Source organism: Chromobacterium sp. ATCC 53434, from assembly GCF_002848345.1.
Classification (GTDB): Bacteria; Pseudomonadota; Gammaproteobacteria; order Burkholderiales; family Chromobacteriaceae; genus Chromobacterium.
Genome location: NZ_CP025429.1, coordinates 4,894,112 through 4,913,027, shown reverse-complemented (window position 1 = coordinate 4,913,027; position 18,916 = coordinate 4,894,112). Strand labels below are relative to the sequence as shown.

At 65.8% G+C, this 18,916-nt stretch carries 19 protein-coding genes; 11 read left to right on the top strand and 8 right to left on the bottom strand.

The window, feature by feature from the left end:
* Window positions 1-245: 245 nt before the first annotated feature.
* The 8 genes from CXB49_RS22015 (at window position 246) to CXB49_RS21980 (ending at window position 5,513) form a co-directional block, all read left to right on the top strand.
* Window positions 246-1,064, top strand: a complete 819-nt coding sequence (locus CXB49_RS22015) for an ABC transporter ATP-binding protein (RefSeq protein WP_199406736.1) — start codon at window positions 246-248, stop codon at window positions 1,062-1,064.
* Window positions 1,057-1,842, top strand: a complete 786-nt coding sequence (mlaE, locus tag CXB49_RS22010) for a lipid asymmetry maintenance ABC transporter permease subunit MlaE (protein WP_101710349.1) — start codon at window positions 1,057-1,059, stop codon at window positions 1,840-1,842. Before CXB49_RS22015 ends, mlaE begins: the two co-directional genes overlap by 8 nt.
* An 11-nt stretch (window positions 1,843-1,853) precedes the next feature.
* Window positions 1,854-2,321 (top strand): outer membrane lipid asymmetry maintenance protein MlaD, encoded by a 468-nt coding sequence (mlaD, locus tag CXB49_RS22005; RefSeq protein WP_101710348.1) that lies wholly within the window; start codon window positions 1,854-1,856, stop codon window positions 2,319-2,321.
* Window positions 2,322-2,389: 68 nt separating this feature from the next.
* Window positions 2,390-3,013 (top strand): phospholipid-binding protein MlaC, encoded by a 624-nt coding sequence (locus CXB49_RS22000; RefSeq protein ID WP_101710347.1) that lies wholly within the window; start codon window positions 2,390-2,392, stop codon window positions 3,011-3,013.
* Complete coding sequence (locus CXB49_RS21995) at window positions 3,013-3,297, top strand: STAS domain-containing protein (RefSeq protein WP_101710346.1); 285 nt, start codon at window positions 3,013-3,015, stop codon at window positions 3,295-3,297. The genes CXB49_RS22000 and CXB49_RS21995 overlap by 1 nt, the downstream gene beginning before the upstream one ends.
* Window position 3,298: 1 nt before the next feature.
* Window positions 3,299-4,123, top strand: coding sequence for a VacJ family lipoprotein (locus tag CXB49_RS21990; protein ID WP_101710345.1), 825 nt, complete (start codon window positions 3,299-3,301; stop codon window positions 4,121-4,123).
* Window positions 4,124-4,312: 189 nt separating this feature from the next.
* Window positions 4,313-4,651, top strand: a complete 339-nt coding sequence (locus CXB49_RS21985) for a zinc ribbon domain-containing protein YjdM (protein WP_101710344.1) — start codon at window positions 4,313-4,315, stop codon at window positions 4,649-4,651.
* A gap of 103 nt (window positions 4,652-4,754) precedes the next feature.
* Window positions 4,755-5,513 carry an ABC transporter substrate-binding protein gene (locus CXB49_RS21980; RefSeq protein WP_101710343.1) on the top strand — a complete coding sequence of 253 codons (759 nt, stop codon included), beginning with the start codon at window positions 4,755-4,757 and terminating at the stop codon, window positions 5,511-5,513.
* Window positions 5,514-5,701: 188 nt separating this feature from the next.
* Here CXB49_RS21980 and CXB49_RS21975 read toward each other — a convergent pair whose 3' ends face one another.
* The 6 genes from CXB49_RS21975 to CXB49_RS21950 form a co-directional block, all read right to left on the bottom strand.
* Window positions 5,702-6,703, bottom strand: coding sequence for a patatin-like phospholipase family protein (locus CXB49_RS21975; RefSeq protein ID WP_101710342.1), 1,002 nt, complete (start codon window positions 6,701-6,703; stop codon window positions 5,702-5,704).
* Between the two features lie 147 nt (window positions 6,704-6,850).
* Window positions 6,851-8,104: a UDP-N-acetylglucosamine 1-carboxyvinyltransferase gene (gene murA, locus CXB49_RS21970; RefSeq protein ID WP_101710341.1), complete on the bottom strand. Its 1,254-nt coding sequence runs from the start codon at window positions 8,102-8,104 to the stop codon at window positions 6,851-6,853.
* Window positions 8,105-8,114: 10 nt separating this feature from the next.
* A complete protein-coding gene (locus CXB49_RS21965) occupies window positions 8,115-8,360 on the bottom strand; it encodes a BolA family protein (RefSeq protein ID WP_101710340.1) in 246 nt (81 codons plus the stop codon).
* 32 nt (window positions 8,361-8,392) lie between these two features.
* A complete protein-coding gene (locus CXB49_RS21960; RefSeq protein WP_101710339.1) occupies window positions 8,393-9,148 on the bottom strand; it encodes an ABC transporter permease in 756 nt (251 codons plus the stop codon).
* Window positions 9,145-10,047 (bottom strand): ABC transporter ATP-binding protein, encoded by a 903-nt coding sequence (locus CXB49_RS21955; protein ID WP_101710814.1) that lies wholly within the window; start codon window positions 10,045-10,047, stop codon window positions 9,145-9,147. Before CXB49_RS21955 ends, CXB49_RS21960 begins: the two co-directional genes overlap by 4 nt.
* 85 nt (window positions 10,048-10,132) lie before the next feature.
* Window positions 10,133-10,780 (bottom strand): TetR family transcriptional regulator, encoded by a 648-nt coding sequence (locus CXB49_RS21950; RefSeq protein WP_101710338.1) that lies wholly within the window; start codon window positions 10,778-10,780, stop codon window positions 10,133-10,135.
* 224 nt (window positions 10,781-11,004) lie between these two features.
* Between CXB49_RS21950 and CXB49_RS21945 the strand changes: the two genes are divergently transcribed.
* From CXB49_RS21945 to CXB49_RS21935, 3 genes are read left to right on the top strand one after another with little or no spacing between them, the layout of a single operon-like run.
* Window positions 11,005-12,192 (top strand): efflux RND transporter periplasmic adaptor subunit, encoded by a 1,188-nt coding sequence (locus CXB49_RS21945; protein WP_101710337.1) that lies wholly within the window; start codon window positions 11,005-11,007, stop codon window positions 12,190-12,192.
* 20 nt (window positions 12,193-12,212) lie between these two features.
* Window positions 12,213-15,356, top strand: a complete 3,144-nt coding sequence (locus CXB49_RS21940; protein WP_101710336.1) for an efflux RND transporter permease subunit — start codon at window positions 12,213-12,215, stop codon at window positions 15,354-15,356.
* Window positions 15,349-16,749: an efflux transporter outer membrane subunit gene (locus CXB49_RS21935; RefSeq protein ID WP_101710335.1), complete on the top strand. Its 1,401-nt coding sequence runs from the start codon at window positions 15,349-15,351 to the stop codon at window positions 16,747-16,749. Before CXB49_RS21940 ends, CXB49_RS21935 begins: the two co-directional genes overlap by 8 nt.
* A gap of 59 nt (window positions 16,750-16,808) precedes the next feature.
* Here the strand turns inward: CXB49_RS21935 and CXB49_RS24005 are convergent, their stop codons facing one another.
* Complete coding sequence (locus CXB49_RS24005; RefSeq protein WP_199406735.1) at window positions 16,809-18,107, bottom strand: hypothetical protein; 1,299 nt, start codon at window positions 18,105-18,107, stop codon at window positions 16,809-16,811.
* 239 nt (window positions 18,108-18,346) lie between these two features.
* Window positions 18,347-18,913: a tail fiber assembly protein gene (locus CXB49_RS21925; RefSeq protein WP_101710334.1), complete on the bottom strand. Its 567-nt coding sequence runs from the start codon at window positions 18,911-18,913 to the stop codon at window positions 18,347-18,349.
* Between the last annotated feature and the right edge of the window lie 3 nt (window positions 18,914-18,916).

The window sequence follows — 18,916 nt, the reverse complement described above, 5'->3', positions numbered from 1 at the left end:
ATTTAATGCCATTATCATAAATAATGGGCCATTTTGCACGCCGTAACATAGCGAGATTTGGCGGAATATCCCCGACGCTATAAAATCCAGCTATCCGAGACCGGAACGCGCCGCCGTCTCGACCATCGCGGCGCCTCCTCACCGCAGCCACGGCTCCGCTCCGCCGCGACGGTGAACTCGGTGAAATTTCGCCGTCTCACCGGAGTCCGACAATGGAATCCCCCTGCAAGCCGTTTGGAATGTTCGTGTCCTCAGACAATTTCATCGAATTCAGGAACGTCGATTTCGCCTACGGCGATCGACCCATCCTGAAAAATCTCACCCTCGGCGTGCCGCGAGGCAAGCTGGTGGCCGTCATGGGCGGCAGCGGCAGCGGCAAGACCACCCTGCTGCGGCTGATCTCCGGCCAGATCCGTCCCCAGTCCGGACAAGTGCTGATAGACGGCAAGGATCTCGGCCGGATGAGCAAGACCGAGCTGTACCAGCACCGCCGCCGCATGGGCATGCTGTTCCAGTTCGGCGCGCTGTTCACCGACCTCAACGTCGCCGACAACGTCGCCTTCCCCTTGCGCGAGCATACCCGGCTGCCGGAAGACATGATCCGCGACCTGGTCGCGATGAAGCTCGAGACGGTGGGCCTGCGCGGCACCCAGCAGCTGATGCCGGCCGAACTGTCCGGCGGCATGGCGCGCCGGGTCGCACTGGCGCGCGCGATCGCGCTCGATCCGCAGCTGATGCTGTACGACGAGCCGTTCACCGGCCTGGACCCGATCTCGCTCGGCGTGATCGCGCTGCTGATCAAGAAACTGAACGACGCGCTCGGCACCACCGCGGTGATGGTCACCCACGACGTGCACAAATCGCTGGAAATCGTCGACCACGTGCTCTTCCTCGCCGGCGGCCAGGTGATCGCCCAGGGTTCGCCGGACGAGGTTCGCCAGTCCGACTCGCCGTGGGTGCGCCAGTTCATCAACGGCGAGGCCGACGGCCCGGTGCATTACAGTTATCCGGCCGCGACCACGCTGGCCGACGACCTCGGCCTGCAAGGAGGCGCGCATGCTTGACCTGATCACCTCGCCGCTACGCCGCCTCGGCCACGCCACCATCAACGCCGTCTGGCGGCTGGGCTTCGCCAGCCGCTTCCTGCTGGCCATCCTGGCCAACAGTGGCCAGAGCCTGCTCAGACTGCAGCTGACAATACGCGAGATGTACTTCGCCGGCGTGATGTCGCTGATCATCATCGTCGTCTCCGGCCTGTTCGTCGGCATGGTGCTGGGCCTGCAGGGCTACACCACGCTGGTCAAGTTCGGCTCGGCCGACGCGCTGGGCGCGATGGTGGCGCTGGCGCTGCTGCGCGAGCTGGGTCCGGTGCTGGCGGCGCTGCTGTTCGCCAGCCGCGCCGGCAGCGCGATGACCGCCGAGATCGGCCTGATGAAGACCACCGAGCAGCTGGACGCGATGAGCGTGATGGCGGTCGATCCGATCGCCCGCGTCATCGCGCCGCGCTTCTGGGCAGGCGTGATCTCGATGCCGATACTGGCCGCGCTGTTCAACGTCGTCGGCGTGTTCGGCGGCTATCTGGTCGGCGTCGTGATGATAGGCCTGGACGCCGGGACCTTCTGGTCGCAGATGCAGGGCAATGTCGATCTGCACTACGACGTGATCAACGGCATCGTCAAGAGCCTGGTGTTCGGCGTCGCCGTCACCCTGATCGCCGTGTTCGAAGGCTACGACGCCACGCCGACCGCCGCCGGCGTGTCGGCCGCCACCACCCGCACCGTGGTCACCTCGGCGCTGGCGATTCTGGCGCTGGACTTCGTGCTGACCGCCTTCATGTTCTAGGAAAAAACCGAATGAAACGCTCTACCATTGATTTGTGGGTCGGCATCTTTGTCGCCCTGGGCATCGCCGCCGTCGCCTTCCTGTCGCTGAAAGTGGCCAATCTGACGCCGCAGAGCGCGTCGCAGACCTATGTCGTCTACGCCGATTTCGACAATGTCGGCGGCCTGAAGGCGAAGGCGCCGGTCAAGGAAGCCGGCGTGCTGGTCGGCCGCGTCGCCGACATCCGCCTGGACCCGAAAACCTACCGCGCCCGCGTCGCGATGAATATCGACAAGCAGTACCAGCTCAGCGACGACGTCAGCGCGTCCATCCTGACCTCCGGCCTGTTGGGCGAGCAATACATCGGCCTGCAGCAAGGCGGCTCGGAGACCAATCTGGCGGCCGGCGGCACCATCACCATCACCTCGTCGGCGATGGTGCTGGAGCAGCTGATCGGCAAGTTCATGACCGGTTTCACCGGCAAAGACGCAAGCAAATAAGCGTCGCAAACGGGGCCAACCCTCCATGCGGCAAGCAGCCGCCCGACTTGTGAATTGGAATCATAGAAATGAAGAAACTGCTCACCCTGTTCTGCCTGATGCTGGGCCTGTCCTCCACCCAGGCGCTGGCCGCCGGCGATAATCCGGTCGATCTGATCAAGGACGGCTCCCGTCAGGTGCTGGACGTCCTGAAACAGGACAACGGCAAGAACACCAAGCAGGTGCGCCAGCAGGCCGAAACCATCGCCGTGCCGCTGTTCGACTTCCCGCGCATGACCGCGCTGGCGGTGGGCCTGGGCTGGCGCCAGGCGACGCCGGAGCAGCGCAACGAGCTGACCCAGCAATTCCAGACGCTGCTGGTGCGCACCTATTCGTCGACGATGATCCGGTTCAAGACCGCCCAGGTGAACGTTCAACCGACCCCGGTGGCCGGCGCCAACGGCCGCGACGTCACCGTCAAGTCCGGCGTCACCCTGCCGGGCAACACCAATCCGGTGTCGGTCGACTACGTGCTGTACAAGGGCGACAAGGGTTGGAAAATCTACAACGTCAGCGTCGAAGGCGCCAGCCTGGTGACCGTGTACCGCAACAGCTTCAACGAGGAAATCCGCAAGAACGGCGTCGATGGCCTGATCAAGCTGCTGCAGGACAAGAACGCCTCCCCGGCGCCGGCCGCCAAGGGCAAGGGCTGATGCTGAAAACCACCGCACCCGGCGCGGCCAGCCTGCTGGGCCGCATCGACATGAACAGCAGCGCGGCGCTGGCGCGCCCGCTGACCCAGCTGGCCGCGCAAGGCCCGCTGCGGCTGGACCTGTCCGGCGTGGAAGCCGCCGACTCGGCCGCGCTGGCGCTGCTGCTGGCGGCGCGCCGCGCCGCCCGGGCCGCCGGGCACCGGCTTACGCTGGCCGGCGTGCCGGCGGAGCTGGCCGCGCTGGCCGGCCTGTACGACCTGGGACCGCTGCTGTCCGGAGAATGATATGCGAGCCAAATTTCTAGCCGCGATGGCCGTGCTGCTGCTGGCCGGCTGCGCCAGCAACCCGACCACAGCCTACGACCCGTACGAGCCGTACAACCGCGCGATGTTCAAGGTCAACGACAAGGCCGACCAGTGGGTGCTGAAGCCGCTGGCCCAGGGCTACCAGACCGTGGTGCCGTCCCCTGTGCGCACCGGCGTCGGCAACTTCTTCGACAATCTGAAGGATGTCTACAGCTTCGCCTTCAACCTGATGCGCGCCGAGCCGGAAAAAGCCGCCAACGACTTCATGCGTGTGGCGATGAACACCAGCTTCGGCTTGTTCGGCCTGATCGACATCGCCGACCAGGCCGGCCTGAAGAACAACAAGACCACGCTGGGCGACACGCTGGCCTCCTGGGGCTGGAAGAACAGCGACTACTTCGTGGTGCCGTTCTTCGGCCCGTCCACGGTGCGCGACGGTACCGGCCTCGCCGCCTCGCTGGCGATGCCGGGTCCGGAAAAGGCCATCTATCATCACGACCGCAACGGCGCCATCGTGTTCTACGGCCTGTACGGCGTCAACACCCGCGCCAAGCTGCTGGGCACCGGCGCCGACAGTCTGCTCGATACCGCCGCGGTGGATCGCTACAGCTACACCCGCGACATCTATATGCAGTACCGCGCCAAACAGCTGGGCCAGCCGGACCCGACCCAGCCGACCGACAATCTGAACCTGGACGAGCTGATGAGCAGCCCCGGCGGCGACAGCTCCGCTCCGGCGGCCGAGCGCAAGGCCGCGGCCTCCGCGCCGGCCAGCATGGAAACCGGCGCTTCGGTCGCGCAATAAAGCGGCTGCGCAAACCGACAGGCGCGCCTCCCTCGGGAGGCGCGCCATTTTTTTGCCGCGCGCGCCGAATCCCGCTTAAGCCATTCGCGGGCCAGCGGCCCTGGCGCGAGTAGGGTTACAATACCCCCGCCGCCCGGCGCCAAGCGCAGCCAGGCGGCCGTTTTCATTTTCAATTCGTCAGGAAACACCATGAGTCAATTGCCCGCCTGCCCGCAATGCGGATCCGAATACACCTATCAGGACGGCGCGATGCTGGTCTGCCCGGAGTGCGCGCACGAATGGTCGGGCGATGCCGCCGCGCCGGCGGAGGAGCAGCGCGTGGTGCGCGACGCCGTCGGCAACACGCTGCAGGACGGCGACAGCGTCACCGTGATCAAGGACCTGAAGGTCAAGGGCTCGTCGCTGGTGGTCAAGGTTGGCACCAAGGTGAAGAATATCCGCCTGGTGGACGGCGACCACGACATCGATTGCAAGATAGACGGCATCGGCGCGATGAGCCTGAAATCGGAATTCGTCAAAAAGGCCTGAGCCGCGCCCGGCGGCGCCGGCGATAAGCGAAGGCGGCCTTGGGCCGCCTTTTTTTCCGTCCCTCCTATACTGATGACAACTTCATTGCCAGACGCCGCCATCGATGATCCGAGCACTGTCCGGACTATGCGCCTGCCTGTGGCTGTGCCAGGCCGCCGCCCAGCCCCGCGTCGTCCGCCTCTGCCACGAGGACGCGCCGTCCTATCCGTGGCTGCTGGAAAACGGACGGGGCCTCAGCCAGATCATGATGGCCATGGTTTCGCGGCGCCTCGGCATCGTCATACAAAGCGAAGCGCTGCCATGGGTGCGCTGCATGTCGGAAGTGAAGTCGGGTCGGATAGATGGCCTGTACAAGATCAGCTTCACGCCGCAGCGAATGGAACTGGGCGTGTTTCCGATGAAGAACGACCAGGCCGACGTCGCGCTGCGCATGCTGACCGACAGTTACAGCCTGTACCGCGTCAAGGACGGCGGCCTTGGCTGGGATGGCCGCCGCGTCGTCGGCGCCGGCAAGGGCATCGCCGCCCAGGCCGGGTTTTCGGTGATCGCCCAGCTACAGCAACTCGGCCTGGCGGTGGACAGCAGCTCGCACAATGTATCGGTCATCCTGCACAAGGTCTTGCTGGGCCGCGTCGACGGCGCCGCGCTGCAGAGCCGGTCCGCCGACGATGCCATCGCCGCCGAGCCGGCGCTGCAGGGCCGGCTGGACAAGCTGGAGCCGCCGCTGGCGGTCAAACCATACTATCTGATCTTCTCGCACGCCTTTTATCAGCGCGACCCGGCGCTGGCGCAGAAAATCTGGCAGGCCGTCGCCATCGTGCGCGGCTCGCCGGCCTACGCCGCCGCCCGGCCGGGCCAATAAGAACCTGTTCACGATCTTTTTCCGGCAGCGGCCATTTTTTGTCGGATGCAGGGTGCGGAAAGCAGCCCGCCCCAGTGTCGTTCACTGCAAGGGGCGTTTGACAAAGCCATGCGCCGGCAAACGGCCCCGAAGGGCAGCCAGGCTGGGCTGCGCTGCTTGGAAAAAGATCGCGAACAGGTTCTAAGGGATCAGGCGAGACCGACGGCCTCTCCGCCGCCCGGCAACGCGGTCGCGGCGAATCGCCAGCCATCGACGAAGCCGATCGCCTCGCTCAGGTCGATCTGAGCGGCTATCCGCTCCAGCCGCGCCATCTGGCCGACATCGTCCAGCGAGACCGGCTGATCCAGCAAGGTGGACACCCGCAGATAGCGCCGCTCCCCCAGCAGCTGCCGCGCCTGAAAGTCCGCCACGTCGTTGACGCCGTCCATCAGCAATTCGACGATGTCCCGGCCCCATTGCCAATAGCCCCAGTCGGCGTCGCCGGCCAGATGGATGGCGTTGACGCCGGTGCCCAGCGACAGCATCGCCACCGATTCCGGCGGAATCGGCGTCCGCAGCCTCGCGTCGCGCGTCTGCCCCAGCGCGCACATCGCCGGATTGTTGGCGAACACGCCGCCGTCGACGAAGCCGTCGAAAGAGGAGAAGTAAGTCGGCGCCGCCGAGCTGCGCATCGCCACCCGCCAGGACAGCTCCGCGCCGTCGTCGCTGCCGTCCAGCGTCGGCAGATTGTGGTAGACCTTGGGCTTCCAGCGCCGCAGGCCCTCGGGCAAGCGGGGATCGCCGTCCAGATTGAAGGCCGGCACCAGCACGTGGCCGCGGCGGCCGCCGTCGCGCAACAGCGAGGCCAGCGTGCTCTCCTCTCCCAGATCGTCCCGACAGACCTGCTCCCGCTTCGCGCCGTCGTAGCGCGGACCGATCAGGCCGTTCAGCGTTTTCAGCCGCCATCCCAGGCTGCGGGAAAACAGCCTGGGTCCCTGTTCGCGGTAGCGCTCGAGCAGCTGGCCGGGCGTCAGGCCCCGGGCCAGGCCCAGCGCGATCAAGGCGCCGGTCGACGTGCCCGCGTGCATGTGGACGCCGTCGCGCCAGCCGGGCGCGGCCTGGTCCAGCCGCTCCAGCACCACCAGGGCGATGATGCCGCGCAGGCCGCCGCCGTCTATGGACAGAATGCGATAGGGGGTGTCCGACAGCATGCTCTCTCTCCTGGGGAATGGGCCGATTGCGATATTGTCCGCTGTTCTCCGCCGCCGCGAGATGAAAAATGACACTAGCAAGCCGGTGGACGGATGAAAAACGCCGCGTCCGAAAGGACGCGGCGTCTGGACTGGCGTGAGGCCGGATCAGCCGATGCGTTCGATCAGCGCGCCGACGGCGCCCAGCTTCTTCTCGATGTGCTCGTAGCCGCGGTCCAGGTGGTAGATGCGGTCAACGATGGTTTCGCCCTCGGCCACCAGGCCGGCGATCACCAGACTGGCGGACGCGCGCAGATCGGTGGCCATCACGGTGGCGCCGGACAGCTTATCCACGCCCTTGATGATGGCAGTATTGCCTTCCACTTCGATGTTGGCGCCCATGCGGTTCAGTTCCGGCACGTGCATGAAGCGGTTTTCGAAGATGGTCTCGGTCACCACGCCGGCGCCCTCGGCCACGCAGTTCAGCGTCATCAGCTGCGCCTGCATGTCGGTCGGGAACGCCGGGTACGGCAGCGTGCGGAAGTTGACGGCCTTCGGGCGCTGCTTCATGTCCAGCGAGATCCAGTCGTCGCCGCACTCGATCAGCGCGCCGGTCTCGGCCAGCTTGTCCAGCACCGCCTCCATGCTCTTCGGCGCGGCGTTTCGCAGCACGATGTGGCCGCGCGTCATCGCGCCGGCCACCAGGAAGGTGCCGGCCTCGATGCGGTCCGGCATCACCGAATACTCGGCGCCGTGCAGTTTTTCCACGCCCTCGATCACCAGGCGGTCGCTGCCGATGCCGCTGATCTTGGCGCCCATCGCCACCAGACAGTTGGCCAGATCGGTCACTTCCGGCTCGCGCGCGGCGTTTTCCAGAATGGTGGTGCCTTCGGCCAGCGTAGCGGCCATCAGCAGGTTCTCGGTGCCGCCGACGGTCACCATGTCCATCACCACGCGGGCGCCGCGCAGGCGTTTGGCGCGCGCCTTGACGTAGCCGTGCTCGATGGACACCTCGGCGCCCATCGCCACCAGGCCCTTGATGTGCTGGTCGACCGGACGGCTGCCGATCGCGCAGCCGCCGGGCAGCGACACCGTGGCCTCGCCGAAGCGCGCCAGCGTCGGGCCCAGCACCAGGATGGACGCGCGCATGGTCTTCACCAGATCGTACGGCGCCACCAGGCTGTCCAGCTGCGAGGCGGTGATCTCCACCTCGTGCACATTGTCGGTCATCACCCGCACGCCCATGCCCTGCAGCAGCTTCTGCGTGGTGGCGATGTCGCGCAGCATCGGCACATTGGTGAAGCGCATGGTGTCGGCAGTCAGCAGGCCGGCGCACAGTATCGGCAGCGCGGCGTTCTTGGCGCCGGAAACGCGGATCTCGCCGTTCAGCGGACCGTTGCCTACGATTTTCAGTTTATCCATGGTGATGCTTTCAGGCTTGCTGTTTGGCCCACTCGTCCGGCGTGGCCGCCTTGACGATGGAGAGCGCGTGGATTTCGTTGCTGGCCAGACGGCTGGCGATCACTTCCTTAACCATCCGATGGCGGTCGATCAGGCGCTTGCCCTCGAAGGCGGCCGACACCACGGTGGCGTAGAAGTGGTGGCCGTCGCCTTCCACATGCAGATGGGTACAGTCGAGGCCGGCCTCGATATATTGTTTGACTTGCTCTGGAGTCATCTTGATTGTCCGGTGCGAATAGCGAATAAGGTTCAGTGACGCAGCTTGTAGCCGGAGCGGATCAGCCCCAGCGCCAGCGCGCACAGCAGCGCGAAGCTGCCGGCCACCACGCCGGCCGACAGCCAGGGATTGACGTCGGCCTGGCCGAAGAAGCCGTAGCGGAAGCCGTCGATCATGTAGAACACCGGGTTGACGTGCGAAACGGCGTACCAGAACGGCGGCAGGCTGTGGATGGAATAGAACACGCCGGACAGGAAGGTCAGCGGCATGATCAGGAAGTTCTGGAAGGCGGCCAGCTGGTCGAATTTTTCCGCCCAAATGCCGGCGATCACGCCCAGCGCGCCCAGCACGCCGCAGCCGAGTACGGCGAAAACCAGGGCCCACAACGGCTGGGCCGGCAACGGCAGGCCGAACCAGCCGGTCACCAGCAGCACGCCGGCGCCGACGGCCAGGCCACGCACGACCGAGGCCAGCAGATAGGCCAGGAAGAATTCCGCGGCGGTCAGCGGCGGCAGCAGCAGGAACACGATATTGCCGGTGATCTTGGACTGGATCAGGCTGCTGGAGCTGTTGGCGAAGGCGTTCTGCGCCATCGACATCATCGCCAGGCCGGGAATCAGGAAGGCGGTGTAGCCGACGCCGGGATAGGCCTCGACATGCTTGGACAGCACGTGGGCGAAGATCAGCTGGTACATCAGCGCGGTCAGCACCGGCGCCGCCACCGTCTGGAACGCCACTTTCCAGAAGCGCACCAGTTCCTTCTTGAACAGGGTCAGGAAGCCGATCATGCGGCGCCTCCATTCATCATCTTGACGAAGACGCTTTCCAGGTCGGCCTCCACCACATTCAGTTCGCGCACTTCGACGCCGGCCTCGCGCAGCGTCGCCAGCACGCTCTCCAGTTCGGACAGGTCGGCCAGCTCCAGCATCACGCGGCCGTCGTCGTCGCGCAGCTTGCGCGGCACGAGGCTGGCCGGCAGCGGGCCGGACAGCGTGACCGCCACTTCGCGGCGCGCGCTGTGCGCCAACAGCTTGTCCTTGTTCTCCAGCGCCAACAGCTTGCCCTTCTTCAGCATCGCGATGCGGCCGCACAAGGCTTCCGCCTCTTCCAGGTAGTGGGTGGTCAGCACGATGGTGGTGCCGGCGCGGTTCAGTTCCTGGACGAAGGTCCACAGGCTCTGACGCAGCTCGACGTCGACGCCGGCGGTGGGTTCGTCCAGCACCACGACCGGCGGCCGGTGCACCAGCGCCTGCGCCACCATCACCCGCCGCTTCATGCCGCCGGACAGCGCGCGCATATTGCTGTCGGCCTTGTCGGCCAGGCCCAGCTTGAACAGCAATTCGTCTATCCAGGCGTCGTTGCGGGACAGGCCGAAGTAGCCGGACTGGAAGCGCAGCGTCTCGCGCACCGACAGGAAGGGGTCGAACACCAGCTCCTGCGGCACCACGCCGAGCGCGCGCCGCGCGTCGCGGAAGTCGCGCACCACGTCGCGGCCCATCACCCGGATGCTGCCGCTGTCGGGGCGGGCCAGACCGGCCAGCGCCGAGATCAGCGTGGTCTTGCCGGCGCCGTTGGGACCGAGCAGCGCGAAGAACTCGCCCGGCGCCACGGAGAAGCTCACCTTATCCAGCGCCTGCAGCTGGCCGTAGCGCTTGCTGACGGCTTCGATTTCGATTGCGTGGGACATGAAAACCATGTGGCCACCAAGGCGACGCCGTCCGGATGGATCGCGCGCTAGTGGCTTGAGAAAAAAGCGCAATTATAGCGCCGGCTCAGCCGCAAGTGGTAAGTTGTTCCATTACCGGCGGCAGGAAAATGCCGCGATACAAATATTGCAACAGCCGGCTGGCGGCATGGGTGGCGTCCGGACAGGGCGTTTCCACCAGAAGGCGGTTCATCAGGCCGTCGTGCAGCGACTGCAAAGCCACCGCCACCTCGTCCGGATCGATGCAGTCGTAGGTCTGGCCCCTGTCCTTGGCGGCCTTCACCACCTGGCTCAGCATTCCGCGCGCCTCGTGCATGTGCGCGACGCACTCCTCGTGTATCGGCGCCAGTTCGCCGACATGTTCGCTGCGCATGAACAGGATCAGCAGGATGCGGCGCACCTGCGGATTGTGCTCGATCACCCCCAGCAACCGGTGGCTGTGGTCCCACAGCGCGCGGGCCGGATCGGCGGCGGCGGCCAGCAGCAGCAGCTCGCGGATGTCGTCGAACGGCGCCGACACCCGGTCCAACATCGCGCGGTACAGGTCCAGCTTGTTCTGGAAATGCCAGTACACCGCGCCGCGGGTCAGGCCGGCGGCGGCGGCGATATCCGCCAATGTGGTGCGCGACACTCCATGCTCGCTGAACAGCCGCTCGGCGGCGTCCAGCAGTTGCTGTCGCGTCTGCTCCGCCTCTTCGCGTGTCTTCCGTGCCATATCTGGATACTTTGCTAGAACTAGTACTAATTAATGAATTTTAACGCTTATCGCCCGGCGATATCGCGGAGCTTTTACATTGCCGGACATTTCTTCATTTTACATACAGACGCGCATGTATGTAAAATGCCGAAGATTGGAGATATGACAATCCAGACCATTCTCCTTACTGATCAAAAACAAATCCCACTCCTTCCGGATTCTGCTTTCGAGGACTCGATACCATGCAAGCAACTGCAACCCTGCCGCGCGCCGCGCGCGGCTTGCTGCTGGGCGTAGTGGCCGCCAGCCTGGCGGCCTGCGGCCAGAAGCCCGACGCCCAGGCCGGCGGCGCGATGCCGCCCGTGCCGGTGGCCGTGATCAAGGTCGAGCCGGCCAATGTGCCGGTGTCGTACGAATTCGTCGGCCAGGCGGCCGGCTCCCGCGAAGTCGAGGTGCGCGCCCGCGTCGGCGGCATCCTGCAGAAACGCTCCTACACCGAGGGCAAGCCGGTCAAGGCCGGCGACCTGCTGTTCCAGATCGACCCCGAGCCGTTCAAGGCGGCGCTGGATCAGGCCCAGGCCAATCTGCAGGTGCAGCAGGCGCAACAGGCGCGCACCAAGCAGGATTTCGAGCGCATCATGCCGCTGTTCAAGGAAAACGCCGTCAGCCAGAAGGACCGCGACGACGCCGTGGCCGCCTACAACTCGGCCAAGGCCCAGGTCGCCGCCGCCCAGGCGCAGGTGGAACAGGCCCGCATCAATCTGGGCTACACCCGCGTCACCGCGCCGATTTCCGGCATCACCAGCCAGGAAGCCCGCTCCGAGGGCAGCCTGGTGGCCACCAGCGCCGACGCCAGCCTGCTGACCAAGATCTCGCAGCTGGACCCGATCTACGTCAACTTCAGCATGTCCGACGGCGACATGCTGAACCTGCGCAAGATGCAGCGCGAAGGCAAGCTGAAGCTGGCCAACGGCGGCGGTTTCGAAGTGCAGCTGAAGCTGGCCGACAACAGCGTCTACGGCAAGACCGGCCACCTGAACTTCACCGACAGCCTGGTGGACACCACCACCGGCACCATCCGCTCGCGCGCCACCTTCGCCAACCCGCAAGGCGGCATCCTGCCGGGCCAGTTCGTCCGCGTGCAGCTGAACGGCGCGGTGCGCACCGCCGCCATCACCGTGCCGCAACGCGCGGTGCTGACCAGCCAGCAGGGCAAGATGGTCTGGGTCGTCGGCGCCGACGGCAAGGTGGCGCCGCGTCCCATCGTCACCTCGCAGGAGGTCGGCATGGACGTGCTGGTGGAGCAGGGGCTGAAGGCCGGCGACCAGGTCGTCGTCGACAACATCATCAAGCTGCGTCCGGGCGCCGCCGTCAAGCCGCACCCGTTCCAGGCCGACGCCAGCGCGCCGGCCGCCGCAGCCAAGCAGTGATCCCAGAGGGAACCTGACACATGTTTTCCGCTTTCTTCATACGGCGACCGATCTTCGCCAGCGTGATCTCCATCGTGATCATGCTGGCGGGTCTGGCCGCCATCAAGGCGCTGCCGATCGAGCAGTACCCTGAAATCGTGCCGCCGGTGGTGAACGTCACCGCCAGCTATCCGGGCGCCTCCGCCGAAGTGATCGCCAACACCGTGGCCGCGCCGCTAGAACAGGCGATCAACGGCGTCGACGACATGCTGTACGTGCAGTCGAACAGCGCCAGCAACGGCACGCTGTCGATGAGCGTGTCGTTCAAGATCGGCACCAATCCGGACCAGGCGACCATCAACGTCAACAACCGCGTGCAGTCGGTGCTGTCGCAGCTGCCGGAAGAGGTGCGGCGCCAGGGCGTCAACGTGCGCAAGAAGTCCGCCACCATTCTGCAGGTGATCTCGCTGTTCTCGCCGGACAACAGCCGCGACACGCTGTTCATCAGCAACTACGCGCTGTTGAACGTCGTCGACGAGCTGAAGCGGGTGCCGGGCGTGGGCGACGTGATCAACTTCGCCGGCCAGGACTACTCGATGCGGATCTGGCTGAAGCCGGACAAGCTGGCCCAGCTGAAGCTGACGCCGAGCGACGTGGCCGCCGCCATCCGCGAGCAGAACTCCCAGTTCGCCGCCGGCAAGCTCGGCGCCGAGCCGACGCCGCAGAAACTGGACTTCACCTACACCGTGACCACCCAGGGCCGTCTGTCCGAGCCGGAAGAGTTCGAGAACATCATCATCCGCGCCAACCCTGACGGCTCGGCGGTGAAGCTGAAAGACATCGCCCGCGTCGAGCTGGGCGCGCTGTCCTACGACTTCCACGGCAAGCACAACGGCAAGGCCACCATCCCGATCGGCATCTTCCTGGCGCCGGGCGCCAACCAGCTGGCCACCGCGCAGGCTGTCGAAACCGAGATGCTGCGCCTGTCCAAGAGCTTCCCGACCGGCCTGTCCTACGGCATCCCGTACGACACCACCAAGTTCGTCGAAGTATCGATCGAGGAGGTATACAAGACGCTGGGCGAAGCGATGGTGCTGGTGTTCCTGGTGGTGTTCCTGTTCCTGCAGAACTGGCGCGCCACGCTGATCCCGTGCCTGGCGGTGCCGGTGTCCATCGTCGGCGCCTTCGCCGGCATGTACGCCTTCGGCTTCACCATCAACACGCTGACGCTGTTCGGCCTGGTGCTGGCCATCGGCATCGTGGTGGACGACGCCATCGTGGTGCTGGAGAACGTCGAGCGCTTGATGACGCAGGAAGGGCTGTCGCCGCGCGAGGCCAGTCTGAAAGCGATGAAGGAAGTGTCCGGCGCGCTGGTGGCCATCGTGCTGGTGCTGTGCTCGGTATTCATCCCGGTGGCCTTCCTCGGCGGCATCGCCGGCCAGATGTACAAGCAATTCGCGATGACCATCGCGGTGTCGGTGGTGATCTCCGGCATCGTGGCGCTGACGCTGACCCCGGCGTTGTGCGCGCTGATCCTGAAGGCCGAGCATCAGCACCCGAACCGCTTCTTCACTTGGTTCAACAACTGGTTCGACCGCCTGACCGAGCGCTACACCAGCGGCGTGGCCTTCATCAACAAGCGCGCGCTGCTGGCGGTGCTGCTGTTCGGCGGCCTGATCGCCGCCTCCGCCGGCCTGTTCCGCATCATCCCGTCCAGCCTGGCGCCGGACGAGGACCAGGGCTACATCCTGGCCGCGGCCTTCCTGCCCGACGGCGCCTCGCTGACCCGCACCGCCGCCACCATGGACAAGCTGGACGCGATGATGGCCAGCAATCCGGCGGTCAAGGACCGGATGACCTTCGCCGGCTTCGACATTCTGTCCGGCGGCAACAAGACCAACGCCGGCGTGTCCTTCATCGTGCTGAAGCCGTGGGATGAGCGCAAGTCGCCCGAGCTGTCGTCGATGGCGGTGGTGAAGGATGTGTTCGGCAAGGGCGCGATGGGCATCAGCGACGGCATCGTGCTGGCCTTCAACCCGCCGCCGATCTCCGGCATGTCCAACACCGGCGGCTTCGAAGCCTATGTGCAGGACCGCGCCGGCCGCACCCCGGCCGAGCTCGGCGACATCACCAAGAAAATGGTGGCTGCCGCCGCCAAGCGTCCGGAGCTGAAGGGCGTGCAAACCACCTTCTCCGCCAGCGTGCCGCAGGTCTTCGTCAAGCTGGACCGTGACAAGGCCAAGGCGCTGGGCGTGCCGATCAACAACGTATTCGATACCATGCAGAGCACCTTCGGCGCGCTGTACGTCAACGACTTCAACAAGTTCGGCCGCACCTTCCGCGTGCAGCTGCAGTCCGAGGCGCCGTTCCGCACCAAGGTGGACGATCTACGCAACGTCTACGTGCGCTCGCAGACCGGCCAGATGATCCCGCTGACCGCGCTGGTGAACATCCAGCAAACCACCGGCCCGGAAACGCTGGAACGCTTCAATGTGTTCCCGGCGGCCAAGCTGGTGGGCGGCCCGGCGCCGGGCTACAGCTCGGGCCAGGCGCTGGCGGCGCTGGAGGAAGTGGCCAAGGAAACGCTGCCCGAGGGCTATAGCCTGGCCTGGACCGGCTCCGCCTTCCAGGAAAAATCGACCAGCGGCTCGTCCGCCCTGGTGTTCGGCTTCGGCATGATCATGGTGTTCCTGATCCTGGCGGCGCAGTACGAACGCTGGAGCCTGCCAATCTCGGTGCTGATGGCGGTGCCGTTCGCCGTGTTCGGCGCGCTGATGGCCAACTGGCTGCGCGGCCTGGCCAACGACGTCTACTTCCAGGTGGCGCTGGTGACGCTGATCGGCCTGTCGGCGAAGAACGCGATCCTGATCGTCGAGTTCGCGGTGCAGCAGATGGAGGAAGGCATGGAGGCGGTGGAAGCCGCGCTGCAGGCCGCCCGCCTGCGCTTCCGCCCCATCGTGATGACCTCGCTGGCCTTCGTTCTGGGCTGCGTGCCGCTGGCCATCTCCACCGGCGCCGGCTCCGCCAGCCGTCACTCGATCGGTACCGGCGTGATCGGCGGCATGCTGGCCGCCACCTTCATCGCCACCTTCTTCATTCCGCTGTTCTTCATCGTGATCATGAAGATCGGCAAACAGAACAAGCCCCAGCAGAACGCCGGGGCCGGAGGAAACGCAGATGCTTAAGCGCGCCCTGATTCCCGTCGCCGTCGCGCTCGCCGTGTCGGCCTGCGCGGTGGGGCCGGACTACAGCCGGCCCAAGGTCGAGCTGCCCGAGGCCCAGGCCGGCGCCCAGGCGCCGGCGGTGGACGCCGACTGGTGGCAGCGCTTCGACGACCCGGTGTTGAACCGGCTGATCGAGGAAGCCGTCAAAAACAACTTCGACCTGCAGGCCGCCGCGGCCCGCGTCGACCAGGCGGCCGCCCAGGCTGGCATCGCCCGCGCGGCGCTGCTGCCGTCGCTCGGCGCCAACGCCGGTTACCAGAGCGGCCGCAGCTCTCAGCCGCTGACCAGCCCCGGCACGCCGCTGGTCAACGACGTCCGCGCCGCCAATCTGACCGCGGCGTGGGAAATCGACCTGTGGGGCAAGCTGCGCCGCGGCAACGAAGCGGCGCGCGCCGGCTACGCGGCCAGCCGCTACGACCGCGACGCCGCCCAGCTGGCGCTGGCGGCGCAAGTGGCGCAGACCTATTTCCAGATGCGGGCGCTGGACGCCCAGCTGGACATCGCCAAGCGCACGCTGCAAAGCCGCGACGAATCGCTGAAGCTGCAGATCAAGCGCTTTCAGGGCGGCCTGATCTCCGAGCTGGACCAGCGCCAGGCCGAGGCCGAGGCCGCTTCGGCCCGCGCCTCCGTCCCGCAGATCGCCCGCTCGCTGGAACAGACCGAAACCGCGCTCGGCGTGCTCTTGGGCCATAGCCCGAAACAGCTGGCCGACGGCAACGTCAACCGCGGCAAGGACATCAACAGCCTGGCCAGCCCCCCGGGCGTGCCGGCGGATCTGCCGTCCAGCCTGCTGGAGCGCCGTCCCGACGTCGCCTCCAGCGAGCAGCAGCTGATCGCCGCCAACGCCCGCATCGGCGTGGCCAAGGCGGCCTACTTTCCCAGCATCAACCTGACCGGCGCGCTGGGTTCGCAAAGCTTGTCGCTGGACAGCCTGTTCACCGGCCCGACCCGCACCTGGAGCTTCGCCGGCAATCTGGCGGCGCCCATCTTCAACTTCGGCGCCACCGGCTACGGCGTCGACGCCGCCAGCGCCGGCCAGAAACAGGCGCTGGCGCAGTACCAGAAGACGGTGCAGTCGGCGTTCAAGGACGCGCTGGACGCGCTCGCCGCCAATAGCGCGGCGCGCGACATCCTGCAGGCGCAGACCACCCAGCTGACCGCGCTGAACCGCTCGCTGAAACTGGCCGGCCTGCGCTACGACAACGGCTACGCCAGCTACCTGGACGTGCTGGACGCGCAGCGCAACAGCTTCCAGGCCGAGCTGAACCTGGTCGGCGCCCGGCTGGATCAGCTGAACGCCACCATCAGCGTCTACAAGGCGCTGGGCGGCGGGTGGGAAGCGGAGAAACGGTAAGCGCCTTGCTCCCGTGAGAAGACCTGCCCCAAACGGGGCAGGTCTTTTTTATGCCGGCATCAAAAGGAGATCGGCGCCTGATGGACATAGCCCAGATGGTTGCCCGACAGCGCCGCCGTCATCGCCACCTGGAAAACCGAATTGTCCTCCGCGCGAATGTGCGAGATCGAGTACCCCCCGTCCCAGTTGGCGATGCCCGCGCAATGCACCCAGCCGTCGGCGGGCACGATGATGGGATTGCTCGCCGGCTTGCCGTTCTTGTGGCTGGTGACGTCCAACCGGATCGAGCCCCTCGTGCAACGCAGCCACGCCATGAAAGTGATATTGCCCTCGGTCACGACGCCATACGCCGCCGCGGCGCAGCGCCGGATACCGTCCACGATGTCGGGGCTGTAGTTCAAGCTTCCACAACTGAATTCGGCGATGTAGAACTCGCTGCCATAACGGAAATTCCTGCGCGTCGGCAGCGCGGCGAGCAGGTCCTTGACCACGGTCGTCAACTCGCCCTTTGCGCCGCCATTGGCAGTGTTGTCGTGAATGAACTTCCCGGCATTCGTGATCGTCACGGACTGCTGATAATCGGGAGCGGTCAGCGGAGCCATCGCCGACTGGCTGCTGAAGATCGCCGCCGTCGGGTTATCGTAAACCGCCTCGACCGGGATGAATCGGCCGCTGTCGCGCACCAGATTCTTCCTGGGCATGCGGTCCACAGTGATGCCGTCGACGATCCCGTAGCCGGCCAGCGTCACCGCTCTGTCCGCCTTGGCGGCCAGCTTGCCGTCGACGGTGCCGGCATACTTTGGGTCGTTGTTCAGCGCCGCCGCCAGTTCCTGCAAGGTATTCAAATTCGCCGGGGCGCCCGAGACCACACCATTCACGGCGTTTTGCAAATCACCCTTGCTGACGCCGTCGACAATGCCGTAGCCGGCCAGCGTGGTCGGCTTGCCGGACACGATCCTGTTCCAGTCGTGCGCCGGGACGTCGTCGCCGCTCATCTGCCGGGCCGCGGTGACGCGGCCCTTCGCATCGACCGTCACCATGCCGTAGCTGCCCGGCGCCACGCCGCTGTCCCGCAGCGTCATCGCCGCGCCGGCGTTGCCGCTGCCGTCGAAAACCACGCTCCAGCTGCCGTCACCGCTCATCGCGATATTGCGGGGCGTTTTCAGGCGATCGGCGAATTCGGCGGTCTGGGCGCCGGAGACCAGATCGTCGATCTGCTTTTTCAGGAACACGGTGCGATTGGCAAGCTGCTTGCCTTGCAGATTGTCGATGCCGTCCGGGCCAGCCAATACCGGATCGGAAGTTTCCAGTTGATAGATGCCGGCTTCCCAGAACGGTGTTTCCTGCAGATTGGCCATCTTTTCCCTCGCTTGAATGACGGTTGCGCTGCGCCGTCCCAAGCGGGAGCGGCGGACCATGGGAAGCTGACGAGCCGGCGATTGCCGACGGTCCGGGCCTCCCTATGCCCGCATGCGCCCCGGCCGCGACAATGCGCGGCCGGAGCCTCCATCTTGCAATGAAGCATGTCCGGGCAAGACGTCATGATGCCAATCCGCCCCGCCCCGGACTTTTAAAGCCGTTTAGGAAACGCCTTCGCTCAAACCGGCGCCTTCGGCCAGTCCGCCTCGCTCAGAACCGGCCATGCCGGCAACTGCGCCACGCGCGCCAGCGCCACGCAGTAATGTTTCCAGTCGGCCAGGCTGTTTTGCTCCGCCGTGCTGGCGATGCCCAGCTCCGCGGCATCCTCCAGAGGCCGGCGCGCCTGATAGGCGGCGGACAGCTTCTGCTGCTGCAAGCGCAGGGCTGCCGCCAGTTGCGCGGCCCGCTCCGCGTCCCGGTCGACGCTCCAGGCCTCGTCCTTCCAGACGGCATAGGCCGGCGGCGCCAGCAAGGTCGCGTCCAGGCTGTCCGGCGTGTCGCCGATCCGCGGTGCCACCGCTTGCGCGGTCCGTTTGCTCCACAGCGGCACGGCGCGCCAGTCTGGTTTGGTCAACCATTGATTGTTGGAAAAAATGACCACTTCTTGCATTTTCCCTACAAGCGGTGCAATCAATGTACTGAACTGTGGCAACAAGGGAACATCTGGCTCAAGTGGCGAATAATCTGGAAAGAACTCGTTTAAAAACTCTCCGGTTAGAGGATGATAGCTGTAGGCCTTTTCCATTTA